At 69.3% G+C, this 21865-nt stretch carries 21 protein-coding genes; 10 read left to right on the top strand and 11 right to left on the bottom strand.

Going from position 1 to position 21865, the window contains the following annotated elements; all coding sequences use genetic code 11:
- Positions 1 to 888 (top strand): formamidase (gene fmdA, locus CXQ97_RS05430; RefSeq protein ID WP_104179794.1); only part of this gene is annotated, 888 nt, incomplete at its 5' end.
- Between the two features lie 317 nt (positions 889 to 1205).
- Here the strand turns inward: fmdA and CXQ97_RS19375 are convergent.
- A complete protein-coding gene (locus tag CXQ97_RS19375; RefSeq protein WP_181034981.1) occupies positions 1206 to 1358 on the bottom strand; it encodes a hypothetical protein in 153 nt (50 codons plus the stop codon).
- A gap of 808 nt (positions 1359 to 2166) precedes the next feature.
- Here CXQ97_RS19375 and CXQ97_RS05425 point away from each other — a divergent pair.
- Positions 2167 to 2541, top strand: a complete 375-nt coding sequence (locus CXQ97_RS05425) for a LexA family transcriptional regulator (protein ID WP_104179793.1) — start codon at positions 2167 to 2169, stop codon at positions 2539 to 2541.
- Positions 2534 to 3838, top strand: coding sequence for a Y-family DNA polymerase (locus CXQ97_RS05420; protein ID WP_104179792.1), 1305 nt, complete (start codon positions 2534 to 2536; stop codon positions 3836 to 3838). Before CXQ97_RS05425 ends, CXQ97_RS05420 begins: the two co-directional genes overlap by 8 nt.
- A 40-nt stretch (positions 3839 to 3878) precedes the next feature.
- Here the strand turns inward: CXQ97_RS05420 and CXQ97_RS05415 are convergent, their stop codons facing one another.
- From CXQ97_RS05415 to CXQ97_RS05400, 4 genes are all read right to left on the bottom strand, one after another.
- On the bottom strand, positions 3879 to 5006 hold the full coding sequence (locus tag CXQ97_RS05415; protein WP_146069573.1) for a serine hydrolase: 1128 nt from the start codon (positions 5004 to 5006) through the stop codon (positions 3879 to 3881).
- 67 nt (positions 5007 to 5073) lie between these two features.
- Positions 5074 to 5370: a hypothetical protein gene (locus CXQ97_RS05410; protein ID WP_258062306.1), complete on the bottom strand. Its 297-nt coding sequence runs from the start codon at positions 5368 to 5370 to the stop codon at positions 5074 to 5076.
- Between the two features lie 50 nt (positions 5371 to 5420).
- The gene (locus CXQ97_RS05405) at positions 5421 to 6137 is read right to left on the bottom strand and encodes a VOC family protein (protein WP_104179790.1); all 717 of its coding nucleotides are present in this window, start codon (positions 6135 to 6137) and stop codon (positions 5421 to 5423) included.
- 33 nt (positions 6138 to 6170) lie between these two features.
- A complete protein-coding gene (locus CXQ97_RS05400; protein WP_104179789.1) occupies positions 6171 to 6878 on the bottom strand; it encodes a DUF2306 domain-containing protein in 708 nt (235 codons plus the stop codon).
- Between the two features lie 196 nt (positions 6879 to 7074).
- Between CXQ97_RS05400 and CXQ97_RS05395 the strand changes: the two genes are divergently transcribed.
- A complete protein-coding gene (locus CXQ97_RS05395; protein WP_306739487.1) occupies positions 7075 to 7743 on the top strand; it encodes a TetR/AcrR family transcriptional regulator in 669 nt (222 codons plus the stop codon).
- Positions 7744 to 7794: 51 nt separating this feature from the next.
- Here CXQ97_RS05395 and CXQ97_RS05390 read toward each other — a convergent pair whose 3' ends face one another.
- From CXQ97_RS05390 to CXQ97_RS05370, 5 genes are read right to left on the bottom strand one after another with little or no spacing between them, the layout of a single operon-like run.
- Positions 7795 to 8127 (bottom strand): hypothetical protein, encoded by a 333-nt coding sequence (locus CXQ97_RS05390; RefSeq protein WP_104179787.1) that lies wholly within the window; start codon positions 8125 to 8127, stop codon positions 7795 to 7797.
- Between the two features lie 28 nt (positions 8128 to 8155).
- Positions 8156 to 9286, bottom strand: a complete 1131-nt coding sequence (locus CXQ97_RS05385; RefSeq protein ID WP_104179786.1) for a glycosyltransferase family 1 protein — start codon at positions 9284 to 9286, stop codon at positions 8156 to 8158.
- Complete coding sequence (locus CXQ97_RS05380; protein WP_104179785.1) at positions 9283 to 10152, bottom strand: alpha/beta fold hydrolase; 870 nt, start codon at positions 10150 to 10152, stop codon at positions 9283 to 9285. Before CXQ97_RS05380 ends, CXQ97_RS05385 begins: the two co-directional genes overlap by 4 nt.
- Positions 10152 to 10985, bottom strand: coding sequence for an aldo/keto reductase (locus CXQ97_RS05375; RefSeq protein ID WP_104179784.1), 834 nt, complete (start codon positions 10983 to 10985; stop codon positions 10152 to 10154). The genes CXQ97_RS05380 and CXQ97_RS05375 overlap by 1 nt, the downstream gene beginning before the upstream one ends.
- Before the next feature lie 9 nt (positions 10986 to 10994).
- Entirely contained in the window at positions 10995 to 11666 is a 672-nt protein-coding gene (locus CXQ97_RS05370) for a TetR/AcrR family transcriptional regulator (protein WP_104179783.1), read from the bottom strand.
- An 84-nt stretch (positions 11667 to 11750) separates the two neighbouring features.
- Between CXQ97_RS05370 and CXQ97_RS05365 the strand changes: the two genes are divergently transcribed.
- Positions 11751 to 12761 (top strand): NAD(P)-dependent alcohol dehydrogenase, encoded by a 1011-nt coding sequence (locus tag CXQ97_RS05365; protein WP_258062299.1) that lies wholly within the window; start codon positions 11751 to 11753, stop codon positions 12759 to 12761.
- Between the two features lie 41 nt (positions 12762 to 12802).
- Here CXQ97_RS05365 and CXQ97_RS05360 read toward each other — a convergent pair whose 3' ends face one another.
- A complete protein-coding gene (locus CXQ97_RS05360; protein WP_258062319.1) occupies positions 12803 to 13711 on the bottom strand; it encodes a sugar-binding transcriptional regulator in 909 nt (302 codons plus the stop codon).
- 231 nt (positions 13712 to 13942) lie between these two features.
- Here CXQ97_RS05360 and CXQ97_RS05355 point away from each other — a divergent pair, with 231 nt between their 5' ends.
- From CXQ97_RS05355 to CXQ97_RS05335, 5 genes are all read left to right on the top strand, one after another.
- The gene (locus CXQ97_RS05355) at positions 13943 to 15670 is read left to right on the top strand and encodes a glycerol-3-phosphate dehydrogenase/oxidase (protein ID WP_258062318.1); all 1728 of its coding nucleotides are present in this window, start codon (positions 13943 to 13945) and stop codon (positions 15668 to 15670) included.
- A 139-nt stretch (positions 15671 to 15809) separates the two neighbouring features.
- Positions 15810 to 16556, top strand: coding sequence for an MIP/aquaporin family protein (locus CXQ97_RS05350; protein WP_104179874.1), 747 nt, complete (start codon positions 15810 to 15812; stop codon positions 16554 to 16556).
- Between the two features lie 61 nt (positions 16557 to 16617).
- Positions 16618 to 18135 (top strand): glycerol kinase GlpK, encoded by a 1518-nt coding sequence (gene glpK / locus CXQ97_RS05345; RefSeq protein WP_104179781.1) that lies wholly within the window; start codon positions 16618 to 16620, stop codon positions 18133 to 18135.
- A gap of 289 nt (positions 18136 to 18424) precedes the next feature.
- Complete coding sequence (gene leuS / locus CXQ97_RS05340) at positions 18425 to 20923, top strand: leucine--tRNA ligase (RefSeq protein WP_104179780.1); 2499 nt, start codon at positions 18425 to 18427, stop codon at positions 20921 to 20923.
- A gap of 40 nt (positions 20924 to 20963) precedes the next feature.
- Positions 20964 to 21818 carry a DegV family protein gene (locus tag CXQ97_RS05335; protein ID WP_104179779.1) on the top strand — a complete coding sequence of 285 codons (855 nt, stop codon included), beginning with the start codon at positions 20964 to 20966 and terminating at the stop codon, positions 21816 to 21818.
- Positions 21819 to 21865 lie beyond the last annotated feature (47 nt).

The following is a 21865-nucleotide window of genomic DNA, read 5'->3' as shown; positions in this document are numbered from 1 at the left end:
GGATTCCTCACCGACCAGTTCCCCGACGCCTACAAGGCCATCTGGGACTTCAGCGGGCAGGTGGCGACCTCGCGCCATGTGCCGGAGGTGTCCTACGTCGGGCTCATCCACCCGGGCCTGATGGGAACCGCCCCCTCCGCGGGCCTGCTGGCGAAGTGGAACAAGCGCGAGGGAGACCTCATCGCCACGGACCCCAATCGGGTTCCCCCGCTCGCCCTGCCGCCCGAGCCACGGGAAGCCCTGCTCGGGAGCCTTCCGGCGTCGGACGTCGACCGGGTGGCGGGCGAGGCGGCCCGTACGGCACCTCCCCGGGAGAACGGCGGCAACCAGGACATCAAGAACCTGTCGAAGGGCTCCCGGATTTTCTACCCCGTGTTCGTGGACGGCGCGAACCTGTCCCTGGGCGATCTCCACTTCTCGCAGGGCGATGGTGAGATCACCTTCTGCGGCGCGATCGAGATGGGCGGCTTCATCGACCTCCGCGTCGATGTCATCAGGGGCGGCATGGACACCTACGGCGTGAGCGAGAACGCCATCTTCATGCCCGGTATCGTCGACCCCCGGTACAGCGAATGGATCGCCTTCTCCGGCACGTCGGTGACCCTCGACGGTGAGCAGCGCTATCTCGATTCGCACCTGTCCTACCAGCGGGCGTGCCTGCATGCGATCGACTATCTGACGAAGTTCGGCTACAGCCCGGAGCAGGCCTACCTGCTGCTAGGATCGGCGCCGATCGAAGGCAGACTGTCCGGCGTGGTGGACATCCCCAACTCCTGCTCCACCGTCTACATCCCCACGGCGATCTTCGACTTCGACGTCCGTCCCTCCGCCGCCGGACCCCACAGGATCGACGCCGGCATGGGCGCACCCCGATCGACCAACACCTAGGAGGCTACCGTCGTGCCGGTGCCGGAGTGTCCTGCACCGGCACCGGCAGCGATACCGGCCTTTCGTTATGAGCCTCGTTGGGGTGTACGTGACATAAAACCTGCGATCTAGACTGACCGGCTGATGGGACGGCTAATCGCCCTGCTCGATCGGTTCCCAGCGCGGGTCGACCCAGTAATCCTGTCGGCGCTTCTCCAACGCTGCCTGCACCGGACCAGGCACGTCGTCACCGGCAGAAAGTCGGAGCCAGCCAACGTCGTTACCGGCAACGTGGGTGAGGGCCGCCGAGCGCCGCAGTCTGGCAACGTTGTCCTCGGTTACGGCCCGATGTCCTTCCGCGAGGTAAGCGCGAGCCGTTTGACGAGCTCGTCAGGGATGGGGTTGTTCGCGGAAAGTGTGATGCCGGTTTTGGTCGCCTTCAGCCCGACGTACGCCGACTCGAACAGGGTTAGGATGAGGGCAGGGTTCACTTGGCCCTACCCCGCTGCGGGCTGCGGCAAAAGGCTCCGAGCATTTGGTTTTCCCCCAGGACCTGGAACAGTTGATGCGCGCCAACGACTCTAAACACCTTCATTTCGAGAGTCTGAGCTCAAGCCACGACGGATCCGCGCAGCACCAGCTATCACGCAACTGCCCGCCGAAGGGTCGTCTTCAGTACTTGCTGGAACCTCGAGGGTCGGTCCGCCCCGTCATACCGGGGGAGGGGGGTTTGCCCGGGACGATATGAACGGGCGCACGGCTACCACAAGTAAAACGCCAGCTTCGATCCGCCGCTATCCAGCTGTGTCTTAGAAACCTACAGTTTTTGAGACTCGCGGGCGGCCTCTTCTGAGCTCGAGAACTTCCGTGCCAACCCAGGGATAGCTCTGTCTCGGAAAGTCGTCTCACCACGAATTGTCTCGGTCGCCCTTTCGCCAGGAATTCCTGAGGCACACTGATCAGACGACGCACCTGCGATGTACCCGCGTGATTACATCAGCCCGGGATGCCCCGCTACAACGGGATGCGCTCATCGAGGCCGCAGCGAAGAAATGTGAGGTCTTCGTGGGAGGACAACGGTACATCAATGAGCTCGCCGCAGTGCGATGGTAGGACGCCCTGCGCCCGTTCTCGATGGCACGGTTGAACGTATGTCGGTAGTGCGGTCTAGGCTTCGATGCTTGGGGCTACAGCGGGCCTCTGACGGAAGGGCGTGGAGTGACGGAGGGATCGAGCGACTCGGGTGCATCCGGCTTGACGCTGGGACGCCCTGCTCCTGCCGCCACACGTACGGAACTGATGCCGTCCGGGTTCGCCTCCCCTGCGCAGGACTGGTTCGAGGACCGCATCGACCTCAACCGGCACCTGATCAGGGACATCACCAGCACGTACATCGTGCGGGTCTCCGGGGACGCCATGGAGGGCGCCGGCATTTCCGACGGCGACGAGCTCATCGTCGATCGCGCCCTGCAACCCCGGCATGGATCTGTGGTCATCGCCGTCCTCGACGGCGAACTCGTCATCCGGCGCCTGAGTGTCACCACCAGCGGCACCGGGTCCGGTACCGCTGTCAGCCTGATCGCTGCCAGCCCCGCGTACCCGCCCATCGCTGTCCCCGACCCTGACGACCTGGTCATCTGGGGTGTCGCCACCCGATGCCTTCACCATGTCTGAGCCCGATTCCCGCATCCCGGGGAGCCCGGGCAGTCCTGGTGTCGCCCTGGTCGACGTGAACAACTTCTACGTCTCCTCCGAACGCGCCTTCGATCCCTCCCTCGAAGGGCGACCGCTGGTGGTGCTCTCCAACAACGACGGGTGTGTGATCACCCGCAGCGCGGAAGCCAAGGATCTCGGCGTCGCCATGGGTGCCCCGTGGTTCCAGATCGCCGACCAGGCCCGGGCCTGGGGTCTGCAGGTGCGCTCCAGCAACTACGAGCTCTACGGAGACATGAGCTCGCGCGTGATGGAGGTGCTCGGCCGGTACACCGGCAACCTCGAGATCTACAGCATCGACGAAGCTTTCCTCACCCTCAACGGCACCCACCCCGCACAGCGAAGGACCGGCCGGGACATCAAAGCCACGGTCCGGCGTAACACCGGGCTCCCCGTGTGCGTCGGGATCGCTTCCACGAAGACCCTCGCGAAGCTCGCCAATCGGTGGGCGAAGGGTAACCAGGAGTTCGACGGCGTCTGCCACTGGGACCTCGTACCCGAAGCTCACCGGCAGTCCCTGCTGCGACGGCTCAAGGTGACCGATGTCTGGGGAGTCGGCGCCAGAACCGCTGCGCGCCTGAACGCCATCGGCATCGACTCCGCGCAGGACCTGGCAGCCGCGGATCCGGTGATGATCCGCAAACGCTTCTCCGTGGTCCTCATGCGAACGGTCCTGGAACTCCAGGGAACACCCTGCATCACGTCCCGGGAGTCCACCGGGAACGAGCAGGTCCTCTACTCCCGGTCCTTCGCCAGCCCGGTCACCACCCTGGAGGCGATGCACCAGGCGCTGAGCGTCTACGCCCAGGGCGCGGCTTCCCGGCTGGCCCGCAAGACCCTCCAAGGACGTGTGCTCACCGCGTTCGCCGCGACCTCGCCGTTCAGCACCGGCGTCAAGAGCTCGCCCAGCATCTGCATCCCGCTCCCCGTCCACACCGCCGACCCGCTCGAACTCACACGGGCCGCTCACCGCCTGCTACCGCTCATCGAGGAGGGCGTCCCCTACATCCGGGCCGGCGTCATCGTCACCGACCTCCAGCCCGCCGGTAGTCAGAGCGTGCTCCTGACCCTGGGCGAGACACCGGGCAATGACACCGGACCGCTGCTACACGACATCGGCCGGAGATTCGGCCGGGCCGCCATCGGCCTCGGTCACGCCGGCCTCAGAGCAGGATCGGACTGGACGATGAAACGCGACATGCTCTCCCCGCACTACACCACGAAATGGGACGAACTGCCCGTCGTGAAAGCGCGGTAGGGACAGCAGGTGAGTCGGCCTGCGTGAGGAGCCGGTACACCTAGGACGAGTCGAGTGTCGCCTCGGCAGCAGTCGTGAAGGCGTCGAAGAGCCTGGTGGACGGCGGTGACACCTGGGTCATCAGGACGGCCGCAGCGTCGTGCCCGGGCCAGCTGTACCAGAGGGTGCCCAGCCCGCCACCCCAGCCGTAGCGCCGTCCACGGGCCCCGTCGGTAACTCCGACGCCGTATCCCCATCCGCCGCCGTCGAGAAAAGCGTGCGCCGAAGGGCTCGACCGCTGCTCGGCCGTGAGCCGATCGGACGTCATCGCCGCAACCCACCTGGGGGACAGCAACCCTCCACCGTCATCGAGGAGCATGCCGGCGAATCGCAGCAGGTCGCCCCCTGTGGACACCAGGCCGCCGCGTGCGTCCGGAAAGGCCGGTGCTTTCGACCATCGGCCCCCGACGGCGCTGTCGAGAAGGACCAGGCCGCTCTCGCCCTGCGCGAAGGACGGCACGAGGTGGTGCCGTGTGGCGAACCCGGTCCGGGACATGGCGAGCGGGTCGAACAGTCGCTCCTTCATCAGGACGTCGAGGGACTTTCCCGTGGCGCGTGCGAGCACGACCCCGAGCACGCCGAAGGCCACCTCGTACCGCCACACCGTGCCCGGCTGCTCCAGGAGAGGCAGTGCGGCGAAGCGGGCCACCCATTCATCGGCTGAGGGCATCGCGGGAGGGTCAGGGGGCCCGAAACCCAGACCGGCGGCTGCGGCTTCGTCCACCGCGGGACACGCACTCTCGAACACGAAACCGAAACCCATGCGCATCGTCAGCAGGTCCTCGACCGTCATCGTCCGGTGAGCCGGAACGGTGTCCTCGAGTCGACCGTCGAGTTGACGGAGGACACGGCGATCGGCCAGTTCGGGGATGAACCTCTCGACGGCATCGTCGAGCCGCAGCACCCCGTCCTGCACGAGGAGCAGCGCGACCGCCGCAATCATCGGCTTCGTGTTGGAGCTGATGCGCATGACCGCATCGACCGACATCGCGGTGGCCCCGCCGGGATCTGTTCTTCCCACAGCGGCCAGCGAGCTCGTACCGTCATGCAGGACGCCCACGACAGCACCCGGAACCTCCCCGGCAGCCACCATCGGACGGATCGTCTGGATCAGCTGCTGCGCGTCCACCGCCCGATCGTAGCAGCGGCCGATCCCGGGCTGACGGGACGACAGCCGGGCCACCCTTCGGCGTCCATCAGGCCCTCCAGCCGAGGACAGAGCCGCCGATCACCATCGCCCCCCACCACGTGACCACAGCGACGACAGGCACAAGCAGGAGCCAGTAGGAGCGTCGGAACGCCAGTCGCACGCCGACACAGGTCAGTACCAACCACCACCCGAGGAGGAGGGCGACCGCCCACAGTGGTGCGGCGAGACCACTCACCAGATAGAAGTACCCCGCCACGAGCTGCACGGCTGCGGCGAGCGCGGCGACCGCGGTGTACAGCAGGAGGCCGGCACCGTGCCTTCCGATCGGCTCGGGATAGTGCATGTGGCCACTTTATTCGCGCTCCGAGGTGGAGCTGGTGCCGGGCCCGCCTCTCAGGACCGCGCCGGGAGCACACACAGCTCGTTGCCCGACGGATCGGCGTAGACACGCCACGGCAGGTCGCCCCAGTCGTGGCGTACCGCACGGCCGCCCCGTGCGATGATGTCCGCCGCGACCTCGTCGGGATCGTCGCCGGACTCGAGCCGGACGTCGAGATGGAGGCGGTTCTTCCCGGCGCCCTTCGGTGCCGGCTCGGGGCACAGCTCGAGGAGCGGACCCCGCAGTGACGGATGGCGCAGCGTTCGGGGGTGTCCGGGGGCCTGAACCCAACCGGTGAGCCACGACCAGAACAGGGCGTCGCGGTCAGGGTCGGCGGAATCGAGCGGGAGTGCCGCGATCGGCCCTGTGTCGGAGTACTCCGAGCGGTCGTCCATGACGCAGCAGGGGTTGCCTTCCGGGTCCGCGAGGACGACCCAGGGCGCGTCCCCCTGACCGACGTCGAGGGGTGAAGCCCCCAGCCCGAGCAGTCGCGCGACCTCGTCGGCCTGCCGAGCCGCACCCCGGAGGTCGATGTGGAGTCGCGCGGGGAAGGAGGGGCGATCGGGGACGCGCTGGAAGCACAGGTCGAGCGTCGGTCCGCCGTCTACCGTGAGCCGTGTCTCGTAGGCATCGGGTTCGTCCGTGAGCTTCTCGCCACCGATCGCCTCCTCCCAGAAGCGGCCCAGCCGCCGGGGCTCCACGGCGTCGACGACGATGTTCTCCAGGTACATGGGGGCCACCGTATGCCGGGCAGGGGAGAGCCCTCAAGCGGCGACCGGCGCCCGGGAGGTCGGGGGTGCCACCCTGGCGCGGTTCCGTCGGCGGATGAGGACCTCGGCGACGAGGAGATTGATGCTCCACCCCGCACCCATCAGGATCGCCCTGAGGGTCGTATCCGGCGGACTCGAGAGCAGCTCCGGCCCGATGAGGATCAGGGCCTGCGTCCCGGCGCCCAGCCCGATCGCGTAGGCCCGGGTCATCCAGGCACCGTGTGCCGCTATGTTCCGGCGCAGCACGGCCCGCACCCCGAGGACGAGGCTGAGGGCCATCCCACCTCCGAACAGGAGCCGGAGGACGAGCAGGAGGGCGCCGTCGCTGGGTGGGAGGACGTAGAAGAGCGCCATCCAGAGGCCGGACACCGCCGCCACCAGCCCCGCAGGGAAGAGGATCCCGCCGGCGATCCGGTGCCAGCGGCGTCGACCGCGTAGCGCCGGCACGAACTGGAACGCCCCCAGCAGCGAGTAGACGGTGGCGCCGACGACATGCAGGACGACCGGGACGGGGGAGTCGAAGAATCGCGCGTTCCGTTCCGTCACCGGGGCCCCTCCCGTCAGTTCGGTCAGCCGTACGGCACCTGCGAGGACGGGGATGAGGCCGAGGAGGAGCAGACCGGCGGGTACGAGCCAGGCCCGCGCACTCCGGGTCGCACCGTCCGGGCGCCCGGCCCGTCTGTTCTGTCCGGTGGGTTTCATCGACGTCCTGTCCATGGTGGCCGTGGGTGCCGTGGAGCGGCGGGGCCTGAGCCTGAGAGGTGTACGGCGTACACCGACACCGCCTACGGTAGGTGTACGGCGTACACTCGTCAAGGGGCCGAGGACGACGGACACGGAAGGGCGCATGGACCACGGGACGCGGGCAGAGCCGAGGGAACGTCTGAGCAGGGATACGGTGCTTCGGGCCGCTGTCGCGCTCGCGGACGAGTACGGCATCGCACGCCTGAGCATGCGCTCCCTGGCCGAGGTGCTCGGCGTCGTGCCCATGGCCCTCTACAAGCACGTCGCGAACAAGGACGACCTGCTGGACGGCATGCTCGATGTCATCGTGGGCGAGATCGACCCGCCGGTCGAGGAGCGGGAGTGGAGGGACGTCATCCGTCGGCGGGTCCTCTCGGCGCGGAGGGTGCTCCGACGTCACCGCTGGGCACGCCGGGTGCTCGAGACACGGACCGCCATGACTCCGGGAGTCCTCGCCTACACCGACTCGTTCATCGGCATGTTCCTCGAGCGCGGATTCCCGGTCGACCTGACGCACCACGTCATGCATGCGATCGGGAGCCGCATGTGGGGGTTCACCCAGGAGCTCTTCGACGATCCGGAGGCCGACCCCGCACAGGCCGCTGCCGACGCCGTGCCGGACCAGGCCGCGCTGCAGCAGATGGCCATGCGCTATCCCAACGTCCTCCGCGTCGCCATGGCCTCGACGCACGACGACGGCGTCGTCGGCCGCGGCTGCGACGACCAGTTCGAGTTCGAATTCGCGCTCGATCTCCTGCTCGACGGCATCGGGGACCGGCATGCCCGGGGCTGGACATCGGCGCGACCAGGAGCGGATCGGTAGGTCAGCGCCGCATCCCGTCTCCGGACCCACGCGCACAGCCTCATGCCGCCGTCATGCGGGCGGCGGGCCTCCCGGGCCGGGCGCGGCTACGAAGCGCCAGCCGTCGGAGTCGATCTCGACGACGACGGGCGCCGCTCCCGGTGCGGCCCGATGGCCCACGGCCCGCCGCACGGCCTGCCCCACGGCTTCCGCGGGCGCGGTGACGACGAAGGTCTCGCCCCGGAACCGGTCCGCCGTCTCCTCGAGGAACCCGGCCAGATCCGGGGCATCCTGACCGTCCCCGAGGTCGAACCACGCGGCCACCCGCAGGCGCGCCAGCCAGTCCGGCCGCCCCGCGTCGGCAGCGAGGAGCACGGCCGTGGCAGGACATTGGAGATCGGTCATGACCCGCGTCCTCCGCAGGCGATCGCACTCATGCCGACCGCTTCCCCCGCACCGGGGTGGCGGCCCGCCGGAGGATTCCTCGCCGTCGGCCGTACTCGTCCATCGCACGCCGGCAGGCCGTCCGCAACTGCCCGGCCGACGTCGCCCACGAGTACGTGGCGGCCTGCGCCAGACCCGCGCGGGACGCCTCCGCCCAGCGGCCGGGTTCCTCGAGGGCACGGACCGCGTCGGCCACTGCGCCGGGGTCGTCCGGGTCCACGAAGAGGGCAGCCTCGCCTCCCACCTCGCGGAAGATGGGGATGTCACTCGCGATGACGGGCGTACCCGTGGCCATCGCCTCGATGATCGGCAGGCCGTACCCCTCGGCCCTCGACAGCGTGACGAGCGCGGTCGATCCATGGAGCAGGTCCTCGTATTCCGCGTCGCTCACCCCGTCGTGGAAGATCACCCGCTGGGCTGCGGCGGGAAGCCCCGCCAGCTCGGCGCGCCGCGCAGGGGCGATCTGGCTGAGCAGGTGGAGTGTATGCCCGGGGAGCAGCGCCATGGCCCGGACCAGCGTCCCGACGTTCTTGTAGGGCATGAAGGACCCCATGTAGAGCAGCGCCGCGGATCGCGGCGCGGCGGGGTCGCGACGGCGGCCCGACGGCTGGGGGGCATTGCCGACGAGCAGGACGGGCCGGCGCGTGAGCCGGTGCCGTGCGATGAGCCCTGCGGTGGTGGCGGAGATCGTCGCGACGACGTCGGCCCGGTCGAGCAGGAGGCGCTGCGGCCAATAGGCGAGGTGGTAGAGCCGCCAGAGCAGGCGCACCGGCAGCGGGAGGAACGACGGCGGTGTCGGGTTCTGGTAGTAGATGAGGTCGTGCAGGGTGAGGACGAGGGGGTACCTGCGGCCCCAGGAGCCCATGGTCTGCATGGGGCACACGACGACGTCGGGTCGCAGGCGGTTGATGCGTCGGGCGACGAACAGCTCGGCGGGGGAGAGTGGGCTCGTGATCCGGACGGACGGAACGTCGGGCAGGAGCGCCAGCTGCCGCGGGTCGCTGATGAGCATCACGACGTCGTCCGTCTCGGCGAGGGCGGCGATCAGGCTGGCCCCGTAGCGGCTGATGCCGTCGTGGTGGTCGGTGCGCGTGAAGCGTGCATCGAACAGGATCCTCATACCGGTGTTCTCTCCAGGAAATCCTCGACCAGCAGGGCGGCTTCGCGCGGCTTCTCGTAGTGCACGAGGTGCCCGACGCCGGGGAGGACGGCGAGCGTGGCGTCGGGCACCAGGGCGGCGAGTTCGCGCTGGCTCTGCACCGACCCGATGTCGTCCTGCTCCGCGGCGATCAGCAGGACGGGGAGGGCCAGTTCGCCCGCGCGGTCCCGCACCGTGCCGGAGATGGAGGCGCGGAACGCCTCCAGGACCACGCGGCGGCTCGCGAAGGAGCTGAAGTAGGCGCTGTGCTGTCCGTGGATCCAGCGGCGCAGCGATCTGTCCCTCGTCTTGGCCATGAAGACGCTCATGCCGCGGACGATCACCGGGTTGGCCAGCAGGGCGCGCCCGGCAGCGTCGGGCAGGCGGTCGGCGGCCACGTAGTAGGCCTCCGCGATCCGCGATGCCAGCCGGCTCGGCCCTTCGAGGGCAGGTGCGCTGATGGGATTCACCAGCACCAGGGCGTCGGCGAGTCCCGGCTCCAGCGCCGCGGCCTCGGCGGCGATGATCGAGCCGAAGGAGTGCCCCAGCAGGACGCGCGGCTCGGGTGCGAGGCGGCGCACGGTGTCGCCGACGAAGCGGGCGTAGGTGGCGACGTCGTGCGTCCCGGGCAGTTCGCCGCCCTGCCCGAAGCCCGGCAGGTCCGGGAGGAGGATGCGGTGGCGGGGCAGTTCCTCGACGAGGCGCAGGAGCCCGTGGTGGTCGCCTCGGAAGCCGTGCACCATGACGATCGTGGCGCCCGGATCGCCGCCCGGAATGAGCGCGGGATAGTCCCAGACCCGCTGCCGGGTACCCTCCCACGCGAGGGTCCGGACAATCCCCTGGCGCATCAGCCCACCCGGTCGGGGTGCGACCCGAAGCGCTGGTCACGGTCCAGGGCGTCGAGTGCCGCGACGTGTGCGTCGTCCAGCGCGAACCCGAAGATGTCGAGGTTCGAGCTGATGCGCTCGCGGGAGCTCGCCTTCGGGATGGTCAGGATGCCGTGCTGCAGGTGCCAGCGCAGGATCACCTGCGCGGGTGTGCGCCCGAGCTCGTCCGCGATCCGACCGATGACCGGGTCCTCGAGGACGTGTCCACGGCCGAGCGGACTCCATGCCTGGGTGGCGATGCCGTGCAGGGCATGGAAGGAGCGGAGGTCGCGCTGCTGCAGGTACGGGTGCAGCTCGATCTGATTGAGGACCGGGACGACGCCGGTCTCGGCGAGCAGCCGCTCGAGGTGGACTCGCTGGAAGTTGGACACGCCGATGGAACGGACCCGGCCCTCGGAGCGGAGCCGCTCGAGCGCCCGCCAGGTCTCGACGTACAGGTCCCGCGACGGGCACGGCCAGTGGATCAGGTAGAGGTCCAGCTGATCCAGGCCCAGGAGGCCCATTGTCGCGTCGAAGGCGCGCAGCGTTGCGTCGAAGCCGTGGTCGTCGTTCCACACCTTCGAGGTGATGAAGAGGTCCCGCCGGTCGCCGGTGTCGAGGAAGGCCCGCGCGGCAGTGCCGACGCCGGCTTCGTTCCCGTACAGGGAGGCCGTGTCGAGCAGCCGGTACCCGGCGGAGAGGGCCATGGAGCAGAGCCCGGCGGTGTCCTCGGGCGGGACCTTGTACACGCCGTAGCCGACGACGTCGATCGAGGTCCCGTCGGCGAGCGCGGCGCGGGGAAGGGAGGTGCTCATGGGGGAACTCTACCGAGCCGCGGGCCGCTCACCCGGTTCCAGTGCGTCGAGGATCAGGGTGAGCCCGTGCTCGAACTCGTCGGCGAAGTCGTAGCCGGGCTGCAGGACGATCCCCGTGGCGATCTCCATCATCCAGGGGTACTCCCCGCCGGCGAAGCGCTCCATGATGGGTGCGGCCACCTCCGGTACCGACTCCGCCCCGCTGAGCGGCAGTGCGGCCTCCTGCAGGGCGAACCCGTAGATGAAGCTGTCCAGCAGCGCGTAGGCGTGGGCGGTGGCCTGCAGCGTGAAGCCGGAACTGCGCAGCGTGCCCAGCGTCGCGTCGTGGTGTCGCAGGGTGGCCGGGCCGGGGTTCCTGCGTGATTCCAGCAGCCCGACCGCCCATGGGTGGCGGGCCAGGACGGTTCGCATCGACCGGGCGCGGGAGAGCATCTCCTCCCGCCACGGAGCACCGACCACAGGGAGATGGACCTCCGCGAAGACGAGGTCCACGATGCCGTCGAGGATCTGCTCCTTGTTGGCGACGTAGTGGTACAGCGACATCGGCCTGCTGCCGAGCTCCTGCGCGAGCGTCCGGATGGTCAGGCCGGGGAGGCCGTCCGCGTCGGCCAGGGCGAGTGCCGAGCGGAGCACCCGCTCGCGCGTGAGCGGTGTCCGCCCGTCCTTGTGCTGTGCCGCCATGCCGCCCCCTAGCAGTTTCGTACACTGTACGATACCGTATGCCGCACGGGGCAGCGCACGGGGCGCCCCCGGGAGGAGGCGGTCATGCAGGAGGAGAAGCGCAGGACGACGGCGGCCGGGACCACCATGCGCGCCGTGACCCAGGACAGGTACGGCGGCCCTGTCGTGCTGCGGGTGGGGGAGGTGCCGGTGCCGGACGTCCGACCCCGAGAGGTGCTGGTCCAGGTCCGCGCCGCAGGCATCGATCGGGGGGTGTGGCACCTCGTGACCGGCACTCCCTACCTCGCCCGGCTGGCCGTCGGGGTCCGCCGGCCCCGGAACGCGGTGCCGGGGATGGATCTCGCAGGCGTCGTCGTCGCGGTGGGGGCACAGGTGTCCCGCTTCGCCGTCGGCGACGAGGTCTTCGGCGGCGGTCGGGGGACGTTCGCGGACTTCGCGGCGGCGGCCGAGCACACCCTGGTCCGGAAGCCCGCCGGCCTCTCCTTCGAGCAGGCGGCAGCCGTGCCGGTGTCCGCCGTGACGGCGCTCAAGGCACTGCACGACGTCGGGCGTGTCGCCGCGGGCCAGCACGTCGCGGTCCTCGGCGCCTCGGGTGGGGTCGGCAGCTTCGCCGTCCAGCTCGCCAAGGCGGCCGGGGCGCGCGTCACCGGGGTCTGCAGTGCGGAGAAGGCCGAGTTCGTGCGCTCGCTCGGCGCCGACCGGGTCCTCGACTACGCCACGGAGGACTTCTCCGACGGCGCCCCCGCCTTCGACCTCGTCCTCGACATCGGCGGGCGACCCTCCGTGCCACGCCTCCGTCGTGCGCTCGCCCCCCGCGGCACGGCGGTCATCGTCGGCGGTGAGGGCGGCGGGTGGTTGTCGGGCGGCATGCAACGGCAGTTCGGGGCCGTCGCTCTGTCCCCCTTCGTCGGCCAGCGCCTGGCCATGGTCATCGCGCTGGTCCGCGCCGACAGCCTGGAGCGGCTGGTGGGGCTGATCGGCGACGGTTCGGTCACGCCGCGCATCGACCATTCGTTCCGGCTCGAGCAGGCCGCCGAGGCGCTCGCCCACCTGGAGGAGGGGCGGGTCCGCGGCAAGCTGGTCCTCACGGTGTAGCAGTACGCCCGACCAGGATCCGCGGAGCAGTGCGCGGAACGCTAGGCGTGGACCAGGCGCCGCGCCGACCCCTCGTCGAGGATCAGGTCGGTCGCGAGTCCTGCCGCGAGGGCCCCCCGTAGGCCGTGGATCTTGGACTCGCCCGAGACGACGCAGATGCGCCGGCGCACCTTCCTGAGTTCGTCGAGGTCGGGGCCGGTGCTGCGCCGGTTGAGCACGACGTCCCGGTGCGTGCCGTCCGCGCGGAAGAACATCGTGGCGACGTCGCCGACCACCGCGTCGGCCTCCAGCGCGTCGAGGTCCTCGCCGTCGAGGTATCCGCCGCTGTAGACGTGGCTGGGAATCCCCGAGCCGATCGAGCCCACCCCGAAGATCGCCATGGTCATGCGGCGCTGCAGGTCGAGGATGCGCCGGACACTGCGCTCCTCCCACATGGCGGTCTTCGTGCCGGCGTGGTCGAAGAACGCGGGCACCGGGAACTGCTCCACGCGGGCGCCGTAGGCCTGTCCGAAGCGGCGCAGGATCTCGCTCGCGTAGGTGATCCCCGTGGTCTGCGTGTTCCCGGCCCCGTTGAGCTGCACGATGGTGCTGTCGTGGGTCTGCTTCCGCGTGAGGTGGTGGCTCACCGCACTGAGGGTGGAGCCCCAGGCGACCCCGATGATCGCGTTGGAGTCCACGAGCGGCCCGATGGTGCGGGCAGCCTGGATCGCGACGCGGTCGAGCACGTCCGAATCGCTGACGGAGTCGGCGACGGGGACCACGTGCGCCTCGACGCCGAACCGGCGGCGGATGTGCTGCTCCAGTGCGGGTGCCCGCTCGGAGGGATTGTTGACCTGGATCTGCACCAGGCCGGTCTCGCGGGCCATGGACAGCAGGCGGGAGACCGTGGAGCGCGAGGTGCGCAGCTCGCGTGCGATGGCGTTCATGGTGAGGTCCTGCAGGTAGTACATCTGGGCGGCCCGGAGCGCGTCCCGGGAGCGATTGCCGTGGGATTGCTCCCCGGGGGCCCCGTCCACTCCCGAAGCACCGCTCGTCGTCGTCATCTGGACAGTCTGAACCTCTTGTGCACGTTTGTGCAATGCGGTTGACTGCTATTCCCAGTCCTCGAAGAATGAGAGTTGCAGCACCCATTCCAGACATAGACGTTACGGAGTAGTACCTTGAGCATTCCAGCCGACCGGATCAACGGTGAAGGCACGACAACTTCTACCCGCACCGTGGTGCAGAAGCTCAGGGACAAGCCCCGGGCGTCAGTGCTCATCATCGGCGGCGGCATCAACGGGGTCGGCACCTTCCGCGACCTCGCACTGCAGGGCATCGACGTCGCGCTGGTCGAGCGCGGCGACTACTGCCAGGGTGCCTCGGGCGCGTCCTCGCACATGATCCACGGCGGTATCCGCTACCTTGAGAACGGCGAGTTCCGCCTCGTCCGCGAGTCGGTCATCGAGCGGAACGCCCTCATGAAGATCGCCCCCCACTACGTCAAGCCGCTGCAGACCACGATCCCGATCTACACCACCTTCTCGGGCATCCTCTCGGCCCCCATGCGGTTCCTCACGCACAAGCAGGGCAAGCAGGTGGAGCGCGGCGCCGTGCTCATCAAGGCCGGCCTGACGATGTACGACTTCTTCTCCCGCGACGGCGGCAACGTCCCCCGCCACTCCTTCGTCGGCCGCAAGAAGGCCCTCGCCGGGATGCCCGACGTCCGCAAGGACATCAAGTGGGCTGCGACCTACTTCGACGCCTCCGTGCACAACCCCGAGCGGCTCACCCTGGACGTCCTGCGCGACGGCGAGATCATCAACGACGCCGCCCGGGCCGCCAACTACGTCAGCGCCATCGGCACCGGCGAGGAGGGCGTGCTCCTGCGCGACGAGCTCACGGGTGAGACCTTCACCTTCCAGGCCGACGTCATCGTCAACGCCACAGGCGCCTGGACGGACAACACCAATGCGGCGCTCGGTTCCGAGACCCGGTTCATGGGCGGCACCAAGGGGTCGCACATCGTGCTGGACCACCCGGAACTGCTCAAGGCCTGCAACGGCACCGAGATCTTCTTCGAGCACGTCGACGGCCGGATCGTCCTGATCTACCCCATGGGTGACCGCGTCCTCGTCGGCACCACCGACATCGACGTCGACATCAACGAGCAGGCCGTCTGCACGGACGAGGAGATCGACTACTTCTTCGAGCTGATCGGGCACGTGTTCCCGGACATCAAGGTGACGCAGGACGATATCGTCTACAGCTTCTCGGGTGTCCGGCCCCTGCCGCGCCACGACGACACCCAGCCCGGCTTCGTCTCCCGCGACTACCGCATCGAGAAGCGCGAGGAGAAGCTGGGCGGTCGGTCCGTCACCACGCTGAGCCTCGTCGGCGGCAAGTGGACGACGTTCCGGGCCCTGTCCGAGCACCTCACCAACGACACGCTCGCCGCCCTGGGGGCGCCGCGCAAGGCGTCGACGGCGGGCGTCGCCATCGGCGGTGGCCAGGACTTCCCGACGGACGAGGCGGCCGAGCGCGCCTGGATCAAGCAGGCAGTCCGCCCCGGCGTCGACGAGGCGCGGGTGCAGGTCCTGCTGACGCGGTACGGAACCCGTGCAACGGATGTCATCGAATACCTTGCCGAAGGACCCGACAGGCTGTTCAATTCCACGAAGGAGCTGAGCACGCGAGAGCTCGCCTACATGGTGGAGCACGAGCAGGTCGGCCACCTGGTCGACGTCCTGATCCGCCGCACCTCCCTTGCCTTCCGTGGGCTCGTCACCGGGGAACTGCTCGCCGAGCTTGCCAAGACCCTCGCCCCGTTGCTGGGGTGGGACGCCGCCCGGTCCGCGGCGGAGGTCAAGCTCGCCGAGACGGTCCTCGCCGAAGCCCACAGGGTGCAGGTCAAAAGCCTGATCGCGTAGCGGCGCCCGCCGCCCACGGGGTCGAACCGCTGCCACGGGCAGCGGTGCAGTGCCAACGGCAGTGGTTGCCGGGGGGAACCAACGGGTGCCGTCGAGGCGGCGGCACCCGTCAATAAATGAATAGATAGAGGAGTCAATGATGTCTCTGGAAGTGTTTGTAGCCGAAACTTTCGGCACAATGCTGCTGCTGTTGCTCGGTACGGGCGTGGTCGCGAACGTCGCGCTCGCCAAGACCAAGGGCAATAACGGCGGCTTTCTCATGGTCAACTTCGGATGGGGCCTGGCCGTCTTCGCCGGCGTCTACGTCGCAGCCCTCTCAGGAGCCCACCTCAACTTCGCCGTGACCGTCGGTCTCTGGGTCAACGGTGATACCGCCGAGTTCGCCCCTGGCGTGGACAAGAACTTCATCAATGCGATGGCCTACCTGGCCGCCCAGATGATCGGTTCCATCCTCGGCGCCGTCCTCTGCTGGCTCTCCTACAAGCAGCACTTCGACGAGGAGCCGGACCCCGCCAACAAGCTCGGGGTGTTCTCCACCGGACCCGCCATCCGTTCGTACGGCTGGAACCTCGTCACCGAGATCATCGGCACGTTCGTGCTCGTGTTCGTCATCCTGTCGTTCGGCAACACGCCGTCCGGCCTGGGCCCCCTCGCCGTTGCACTGCTCGTCGTCGGCATCGGCGCCTCGCTCGGCGGACCCACGGGCTACGCCATCAACCCGAACCGTGACCTTGGGCCGCGCATCGCCCACGCCCTCCTGCCCATTCGGGGCAAGGGCGGCAGCGACTGGGGTTACGCGTGGGTGCCGATCGTCGGACCGATCATCGGCGGCATCCTCGCCGGCATCGTCATCCAGTTCGTCTCATTCCCCGCTCCTCCCGCCTAAGGGTCTCTTCGCGGCCGCGTGCAGCCGCCACTCAACGACACATCCAATGAAGGAGTAAGACATGTCGGAGCAGTACGTCATTGCCATCGACCAGGGCACCACGTCCAGCAGGGCCATCGTCTTCGACCACAAGGGCGACATCGTGTCCTCCGGTCAGAAGGAGCACGAGCAGATCTTCCCGAAGGCCGGCTGGGTGGAGCATGATCCCGCCGAGATCTGGAACAACACCCGCGAGGTGATCGGCAACGCGCTGTCGAAGGCCAACCTCACCCGCCACGACATCGCCGCCGTGGGCATCACCAACCAGCGCGAGACCGCCGTCGTCTGGGACCGGACCACCGGCCAGGCCGTCTACAACGCCATCGTCTGGCAGGACACGCGGACGCAGAACATCGTCGACGAGCTGGCCAAGGACGGCGGCGTCGAGCGCTACAAGGAGAAGGTCGGCCTGCCGCTGGCCACGTACTTCTCCGGCACCAAGATCAAGTGGATCCTCGACAACGTCGACGGCGCCCGTGAGAAGGCCGAGGCGGGCGACCTCCTGTTCGGCAACACCGATTCCTGGGTCACCTGGAACCTGACCGGCGGCACCGACGGGGGCGTGCACATCACGGATGTCACCAACGCGTCCCGCACGCTGTTCATGGACCTCGAGACGCTGTCGTGGGACGAGTCCATCCTCGCCGACTTCGGCGTCCCGCTCTCGATGATGCCGGAGATCAGGTCCTCCTCCGAGGTCTACGGCACCGTCCACACCTCGCAGCTCCTCCGCGAAGTGCCCGTTGCCGGCATCCTCGGTGACCAGCAGGCGGCGACCTTCGGCCAGGCGGCGTTCGATCAGGGCGGTGCCAAGAACACGTACGGCACCGGCAACTTCATGATCGTGAACACCGGCGAGGAGATCGTCCACTCGAAGAACGGCCTGCTCACGACGGTCTGCTACAAGCTCGGCGACGCGAAGCCGGTCTACGCCCTGGAGGGTTCGATCGCCGTCACGGGTTCACTCGTGCAGTGGCTCCGGGACAACCTCGGCATCATCAAGAGCGCGCCCGAGGTGGAGCAGCTCGCGACGACGGTCGACGACAACGGCGGCGTCTACATCGTTCCCGCGTTCTCCGGCCTCTTCGCACCGTACTGGCGTGCGGACGCCCGCGGGGCGATCGTCGGTCTGACCCGCTTCGTGAACAAGGGGCACATCGCCCGTGCGGCACTGGAGGCGACGGCCTTCCAGACCCGCGAGGTGCTGGACGCGGCCAACGCCGATTCCGGCGTCAACATGGAGGACCTCAGGGTCGACGGCGGCATGGTCGCCAACGACGCCCTGATGCAGTTCCAGGCCGACATCCTCGGTATCCCGGTCATCCGACCGAAGGTCACCGAGACCACTGCGCTCGGTGCTGCGTATGCGGCCGGGCTCGCCGTCGGTTTCTGGAAGGACACCGCCGAGCTCGCGACCAACTGGGCGGAGGACAAGCGCTGGAATCCGTCCATGGACGAGGCCGAGCGCGAGCGCCAGCTGCGCAACTGGAAGAAGGCCGTCACGAAGACCTTCGACTGGGTCGACGAGGACGTGAGCTAGCACCGAGCGGCAGCACGCAGCCGAAGCAGGAGGGCACGCCGGGTCCGTCGCAGGACGGTCCGGGCGTGCCCTCCGCATGCCGGGGCTCCGCCGGGCGGCCGGTGGCGCACGCTGCTAAAGTGAAGCCATGCGCCGCACCCTCCTCCTTACGTAGCCGCACGGTACCGACCGTGCGGCGGCCCCTCCCTGTGAGGGGCTTTTGCATGTCCGGCGCCGGTCGGCAGCAGGGCGGCCCCGCGCCGGCACCACAGCAGGACGACGTTCCACCGACAGGACAGGTCAAGACACAGTGAGCATCAACCCCGAGGCCGTTCAGCCGGACGAGGACACCTACGATTTCTCCGCCATCGAGGCGAGATGGCCCGCGGTGTGGGACCGGCTCCAGGCATTCGCCCCGGCCGACGACGGCTCACGCGAGCGCCGCTACGTGCTCGACATGTTCCCCTACCCGTCCGGCGACCTCCACATGGGCCATGCCGAGGCGTTCGCCATGGGGGACGTCGCGGCCCGCTTCTACCGCCAGAAGGGCTTCGACGTCCTGCACCCGATCGGGTGGGACTCGTTCGGGCTGCCCGCCGAGAACGCCGCGATCAAGCGCAACGCGCACCCGGCCGAGTGGACGTACGCCAATATCGAGACCCAGGCCCACTCCTTCAAGCGCTACGCCATCAGCGCCGACTGGAGCCGCCGGCTGCACACCTCCGATCCCGGGTACTACCGCTGGACGCAGTGGCTCTTCGTGCGGTTCTTCCAGAAGGGACTGGCGTACCGCCGGAACTCGCCGGTCAACTGGTGCCCGAAGGACCAGACCGTCCTGGCCAACGAGCAGGTCATCAACGGCGCGTGCGACCGCTGCGGGACCCTGGTCACCAAGAAGAACCTCAACCAGTGGTACTTCCGGATCACGGACTACGCCGACCGCCTGCTGGACGACATGGAGCAGCTCAAGGGCCACTGGCCCGAGCGCGTCCTCGCCATGCAGCGCAACTGGATCGGCCGGTCGGAGGGGGCGCACGTCAGCTTCCGCATCGGGGCCGCCGACGGCCTGCCGGAGTCCGACGTCACGGTCTTCACGACGCGCCCCGACACCCTGTACGGGGCGACGTTCTTCGTCGTCGCCGCGGACGCGGACCTGGCGCTCGAGCTCGTGACGGCCGACCACCGGGCCGACCTGGAGGCGTACCGCGAGCAGGTCAGGGGACTGTCGGAGATCGAACGGCAGGCCACCGAACGCGAGAAGACCGGCGTCTTCACCGGCCGCTACGCCGTGAACCCGCTCAACGGTGAGAAGCTGCCCGTCTGGGCCGCCGACTACGTGCTGGCCGATTACGGGACCGGTGCCATCATGGCGGTCCCCGCCCACGACCAGCGCGACCTCGACTTCGCGCGTGCGTTCGACCTGCCCGTCCGCACCGTCGTCGACACCGGCGCGGAGGATGCCGCGGAGACCGGCATCGCGACGACCGGCGAGGGCACCCTGGTGAACTCGGGCGAGCTGAGCGGGCTGGACAAGGCCGCGGCGATCGCCCGCGCCGTCGAACTCGTCGAGGAGCAGGGGACGGGCACCTCCACCGTCAACTACCGCCTGCGCGACTGGCTGCTCTCACGCCAGCGCTTCTGGGGTACCCCCATCCCAATCATCCACTGCCCGTCCTGCGGCGAGGTGCCGGTGCCGGACGACCAGCTGCCGGTCACGCTGCCCGAGGGTCTGCGCGGCGAGGCGCTGGCGCCCAAGGGCACCTCGCCGCTGGCCGCCGTCGAGGACTGGGTCAACGTACCCTGCCCGTCCTGTGGCGGCGCGGCCACCCGGGACACGGACACCATGGACACGTTCGTGGACTCGTCCTGGTACTACCTGAGGTTCGTGGACCCGCACCTCGACACCGCGCCGTTCGACACCGACGCCGTGAACCGCTGGCTGCCCGTCGGCCAGTACGTGGGCGGCGTCGAGCACGCCATCCTGCATCTGCTGTACAGCCGGTTCTTCACCAAGGTGCTGTTCGACCTCGGCATGGTGGGCTTCACCGAGCCGTTCAGCGCCCTGCTGAACCAGGGCCAGGTGCTCAACGGCGGCAAGGCGATGAGCAAGTCCCTCGGCAACGGCGTGGACCTCGGGGAGCAGCTCGACCGCTTCGGCGTCGACGCCGTGCGCCTCACCATGGTGTTCGCCTCACCTCCCGAGGACGACGTCGACTGGGCCGACGTCTCGCCGTCGGGCTCCGCGAAGTTCCTCGCGCGTGCCTGGCGCCTGGGCGGCGACGTCACGAGCGCCGTCGGCACCGATCCCGCCACCGGTGACCGGGCGCTGCGGTCGGTGACCCACCGGACCGTCGCCGATGCCGCCGAGCTGATGGAGGCGAACAAGTTCAACGTCGTCATCGCGAAGCTGATGGAGCTCGTCAACGCGACGCGGAAGGCCATCGACTCCGGCGCCGGGGGAGCGGACCCGGCCGTGCGCGAAGCCGCGGAGGCCGTGGCCATCCTCCTGAGCCTCTTCGCGCCCTACACGGCCGAGGACCTGTGGAACCGCCTCGGGCGCGAGGCGACGGTCGCCACCGCCGGGTGGCCCACGGTGGACCCCGCGCTGCTGACCCAGGAGACCGTCGTCGCCGTCGTCCAGGTGCAGGGCAAGGTGCGCGACCGCCTCACCGTCGCGCCGGACATCGCCGAGGACGAACTGCGCGAGCTCGCCCTCGCCAGCGATCAGGTGCAGCGCGTGCTGGACGGGCGCGGCATCCGCACGGTGATCGTGCGGGCTCCCAAACTGGTCAACATCGTGCCGGCCTGATGGACGCGGCTCCGGCGGCCCCGCGGACGGGGGGCACCCCGTGCGCGTAGCCGTCGTCACCGACTCGGCCGCCGGGTTCGCCCCCGGGTGGAGCGCACCCGGCGGCCCCGCCGAGGGCGTGCGCGTGGTCGCCATGCCCGTCCTCGTGGGCGACGACATCCTGACCGGAGAGCACGACGACGTCACCGCGCCCCTCATGGTGGCCCTCGCCGCCGGTTCGCACGTGCGCACGTCCAGGCCGTCGCCGGGCCAGTTCGAGCGCGTCTACGGCCGACTGGCGGACGAGGGCTACGACGGCATCGTCTCCGTGCACCTGTCCGGCCTGCTGTCCGGAACCGTCGAGGCCGCCCGCCTCGCTGCGTCGCGCGCGGCCCTCCCGGTCGAGGTCATCGACACCAGGACCGCCGGCATGGCCCAGGGCCGGGCCGCCCTCGCCGCTGTCGCGGCTGCTGCATCGGGAGGGGACCTGCAGGCGTCCGCCGCCGCAGCGGCCATCGCGGCCCGCACCTCCAGCCTCTACTTCTACGTCCCGAGCCTCGAGCAGCTGCGCCGCGGCGGGCGGATCACGGCTGCTGCCGCGTGGCTGGGCACGCTGTTGTCCGTCCGGGTGATCCTGCGTATCCAGGGCGGGCGGCTGGTGCCGCTCGAGCGGATGCGGTCGGCGGCGCGCGGGATGCAGCGGCTCCAGGAACTCGTCGAGGCGGACGTGGCGGACCGGAGCGGCGGCGTCCACCTGACGGTCCACCATTTCGGCAACGAGGACGAGGCGAACGACCTCGCGGACCGGCTGCAGACCATGGCCGGGTCGGGGCGGGTGTCGACGGCGCCGTGCCCGTCGGTCCTGGCCGCGCATGCGGGACTCGGCGTCGTGGCCGTGGCCGTCAGCGCCGGATAGCGACGACGCCTCCACGCGCAGCGGGTGCGGGTGCGGGGCGCGCGGCA

It is taken from the genome of Arthrobacter sp. B0490, assembly GCF_002929355.1.
GTDB lineage: Bacteria > Actinomycetota > Actinomycetes > Actinomycetales > Micrococcaceae > Arthrobacter_D.
This window is presented reverse-complemented; position numbering and strand designations above follow the sequence as displayed.

What these genes read in the sequence shown, in the direction of transcription:
- CXQ97_RS05425 (WP_104179793.1), top strand. Translation starts at nt 2,167, where the DNA reads ATGCCGTCCGGGTTCGCCTCCCCTGCGCAGGACTGGTTCGAGGACCGC.
- CXQ97_RS05420 (WP_104179792.1), top strand. Translation starts at nt 2,534, where the DNA reads ATGTCTGAGCCCGATTCCCGCATCCCGGGGAGCCCGGGCAGTCCTGGT.
- CXQ97_RS05410 (WP_258062306.1), bottom strand. Translation starts at nt 5,370, where the DNA reads ATGCACTATCCCGAGCCGATCGGAAGGCACGGTGCCGGCCTCCTGCTG.
- CXQ97_RS05405 (WP_104179790.1), bottom strand. Translation starts at nt 6,137, where the DNA reads ATGTACCTGGAGAACATCGTCGTCGACGCCGTGGAGCCCCGGCGGCTG.
- CXQ97_RS05400 (WP_104179789.1), bottom strand. Translation starts at nt 6,878, where the DNA reads ATGAAACCCACCGGACAGAACAGACGGGCCGGGCGCCCGGACGGTGCG.
- CXQ97_RS05390 (WP_104179787.1), bottom strand. Translation starts at nt 8,127, where the DNA reads ATGACCGATCTCCAATGTCCTGCCACGGCCGTGCTCCTCGCTGCCGAC.
- CXQ97_RS05385 (WP_104179786.1), bottom strand. Translation starts at nt 9,286, where the DNA reads ATGAGGATCCTGTTCGATGCACGCTTCACGCGCACCGACCACCACGAC.
- CXQ97_RS05380 (WP_104179785.1), bottom strand. Translation starts at nt 10,152, where the DNA reads ATGCGCCAGGGGATTGTCCGGACCCTCGCGTGGGAGGGTACCCGGCAG.
- CXQ97_RS05375 (WP_104179784.1), bottom strand. Translation starts at nt 10,985, where the DNA reads ATGAGCACCTCCCTTCCCCGCGCCGCGCTCGCCGACGGGACCTCGATC.
- CXQ97_RS05370 (WP_104179783.1), bottom strand. Translation starts at nt 11,666, where the DNA reads ATGGCGGCACAGCACAAGGACGGGCGGACACCGCTCACGCGCGAGCGG.
- CXQ97_RS05365 (WP_258062299.1), top strand. Translation starts at nt 11,751, where the DNA reads ATGCAGGAGGAGAAGCGCAGGACGACGGCGGCCGGGACCACCATGCGC.
- CXQ97_RS05360 (WP_258062319.1), bottom strand. Translation starts at nt 13,711, where the DNA reads ATGTACTACCTGCAGGACCTCACCATGAACGCCATCGCACGCGAGCTG.
- CXQ97_RS05350 (WP_104179874.1), top strand. Translation starts at nt 15,810, where the DNA reads ATGTCTCTGGAAGTGTTTGTAGCCGAAACTTTCGGCACAATGCTGCTG.
- glpK (WP_104179781.1), top strand. Translation starts at nt 16,618, where the DNA reads ATGTCGGAGCAGTACGTCATTGCCATCGACCAGGGCACCACGTCCAGC.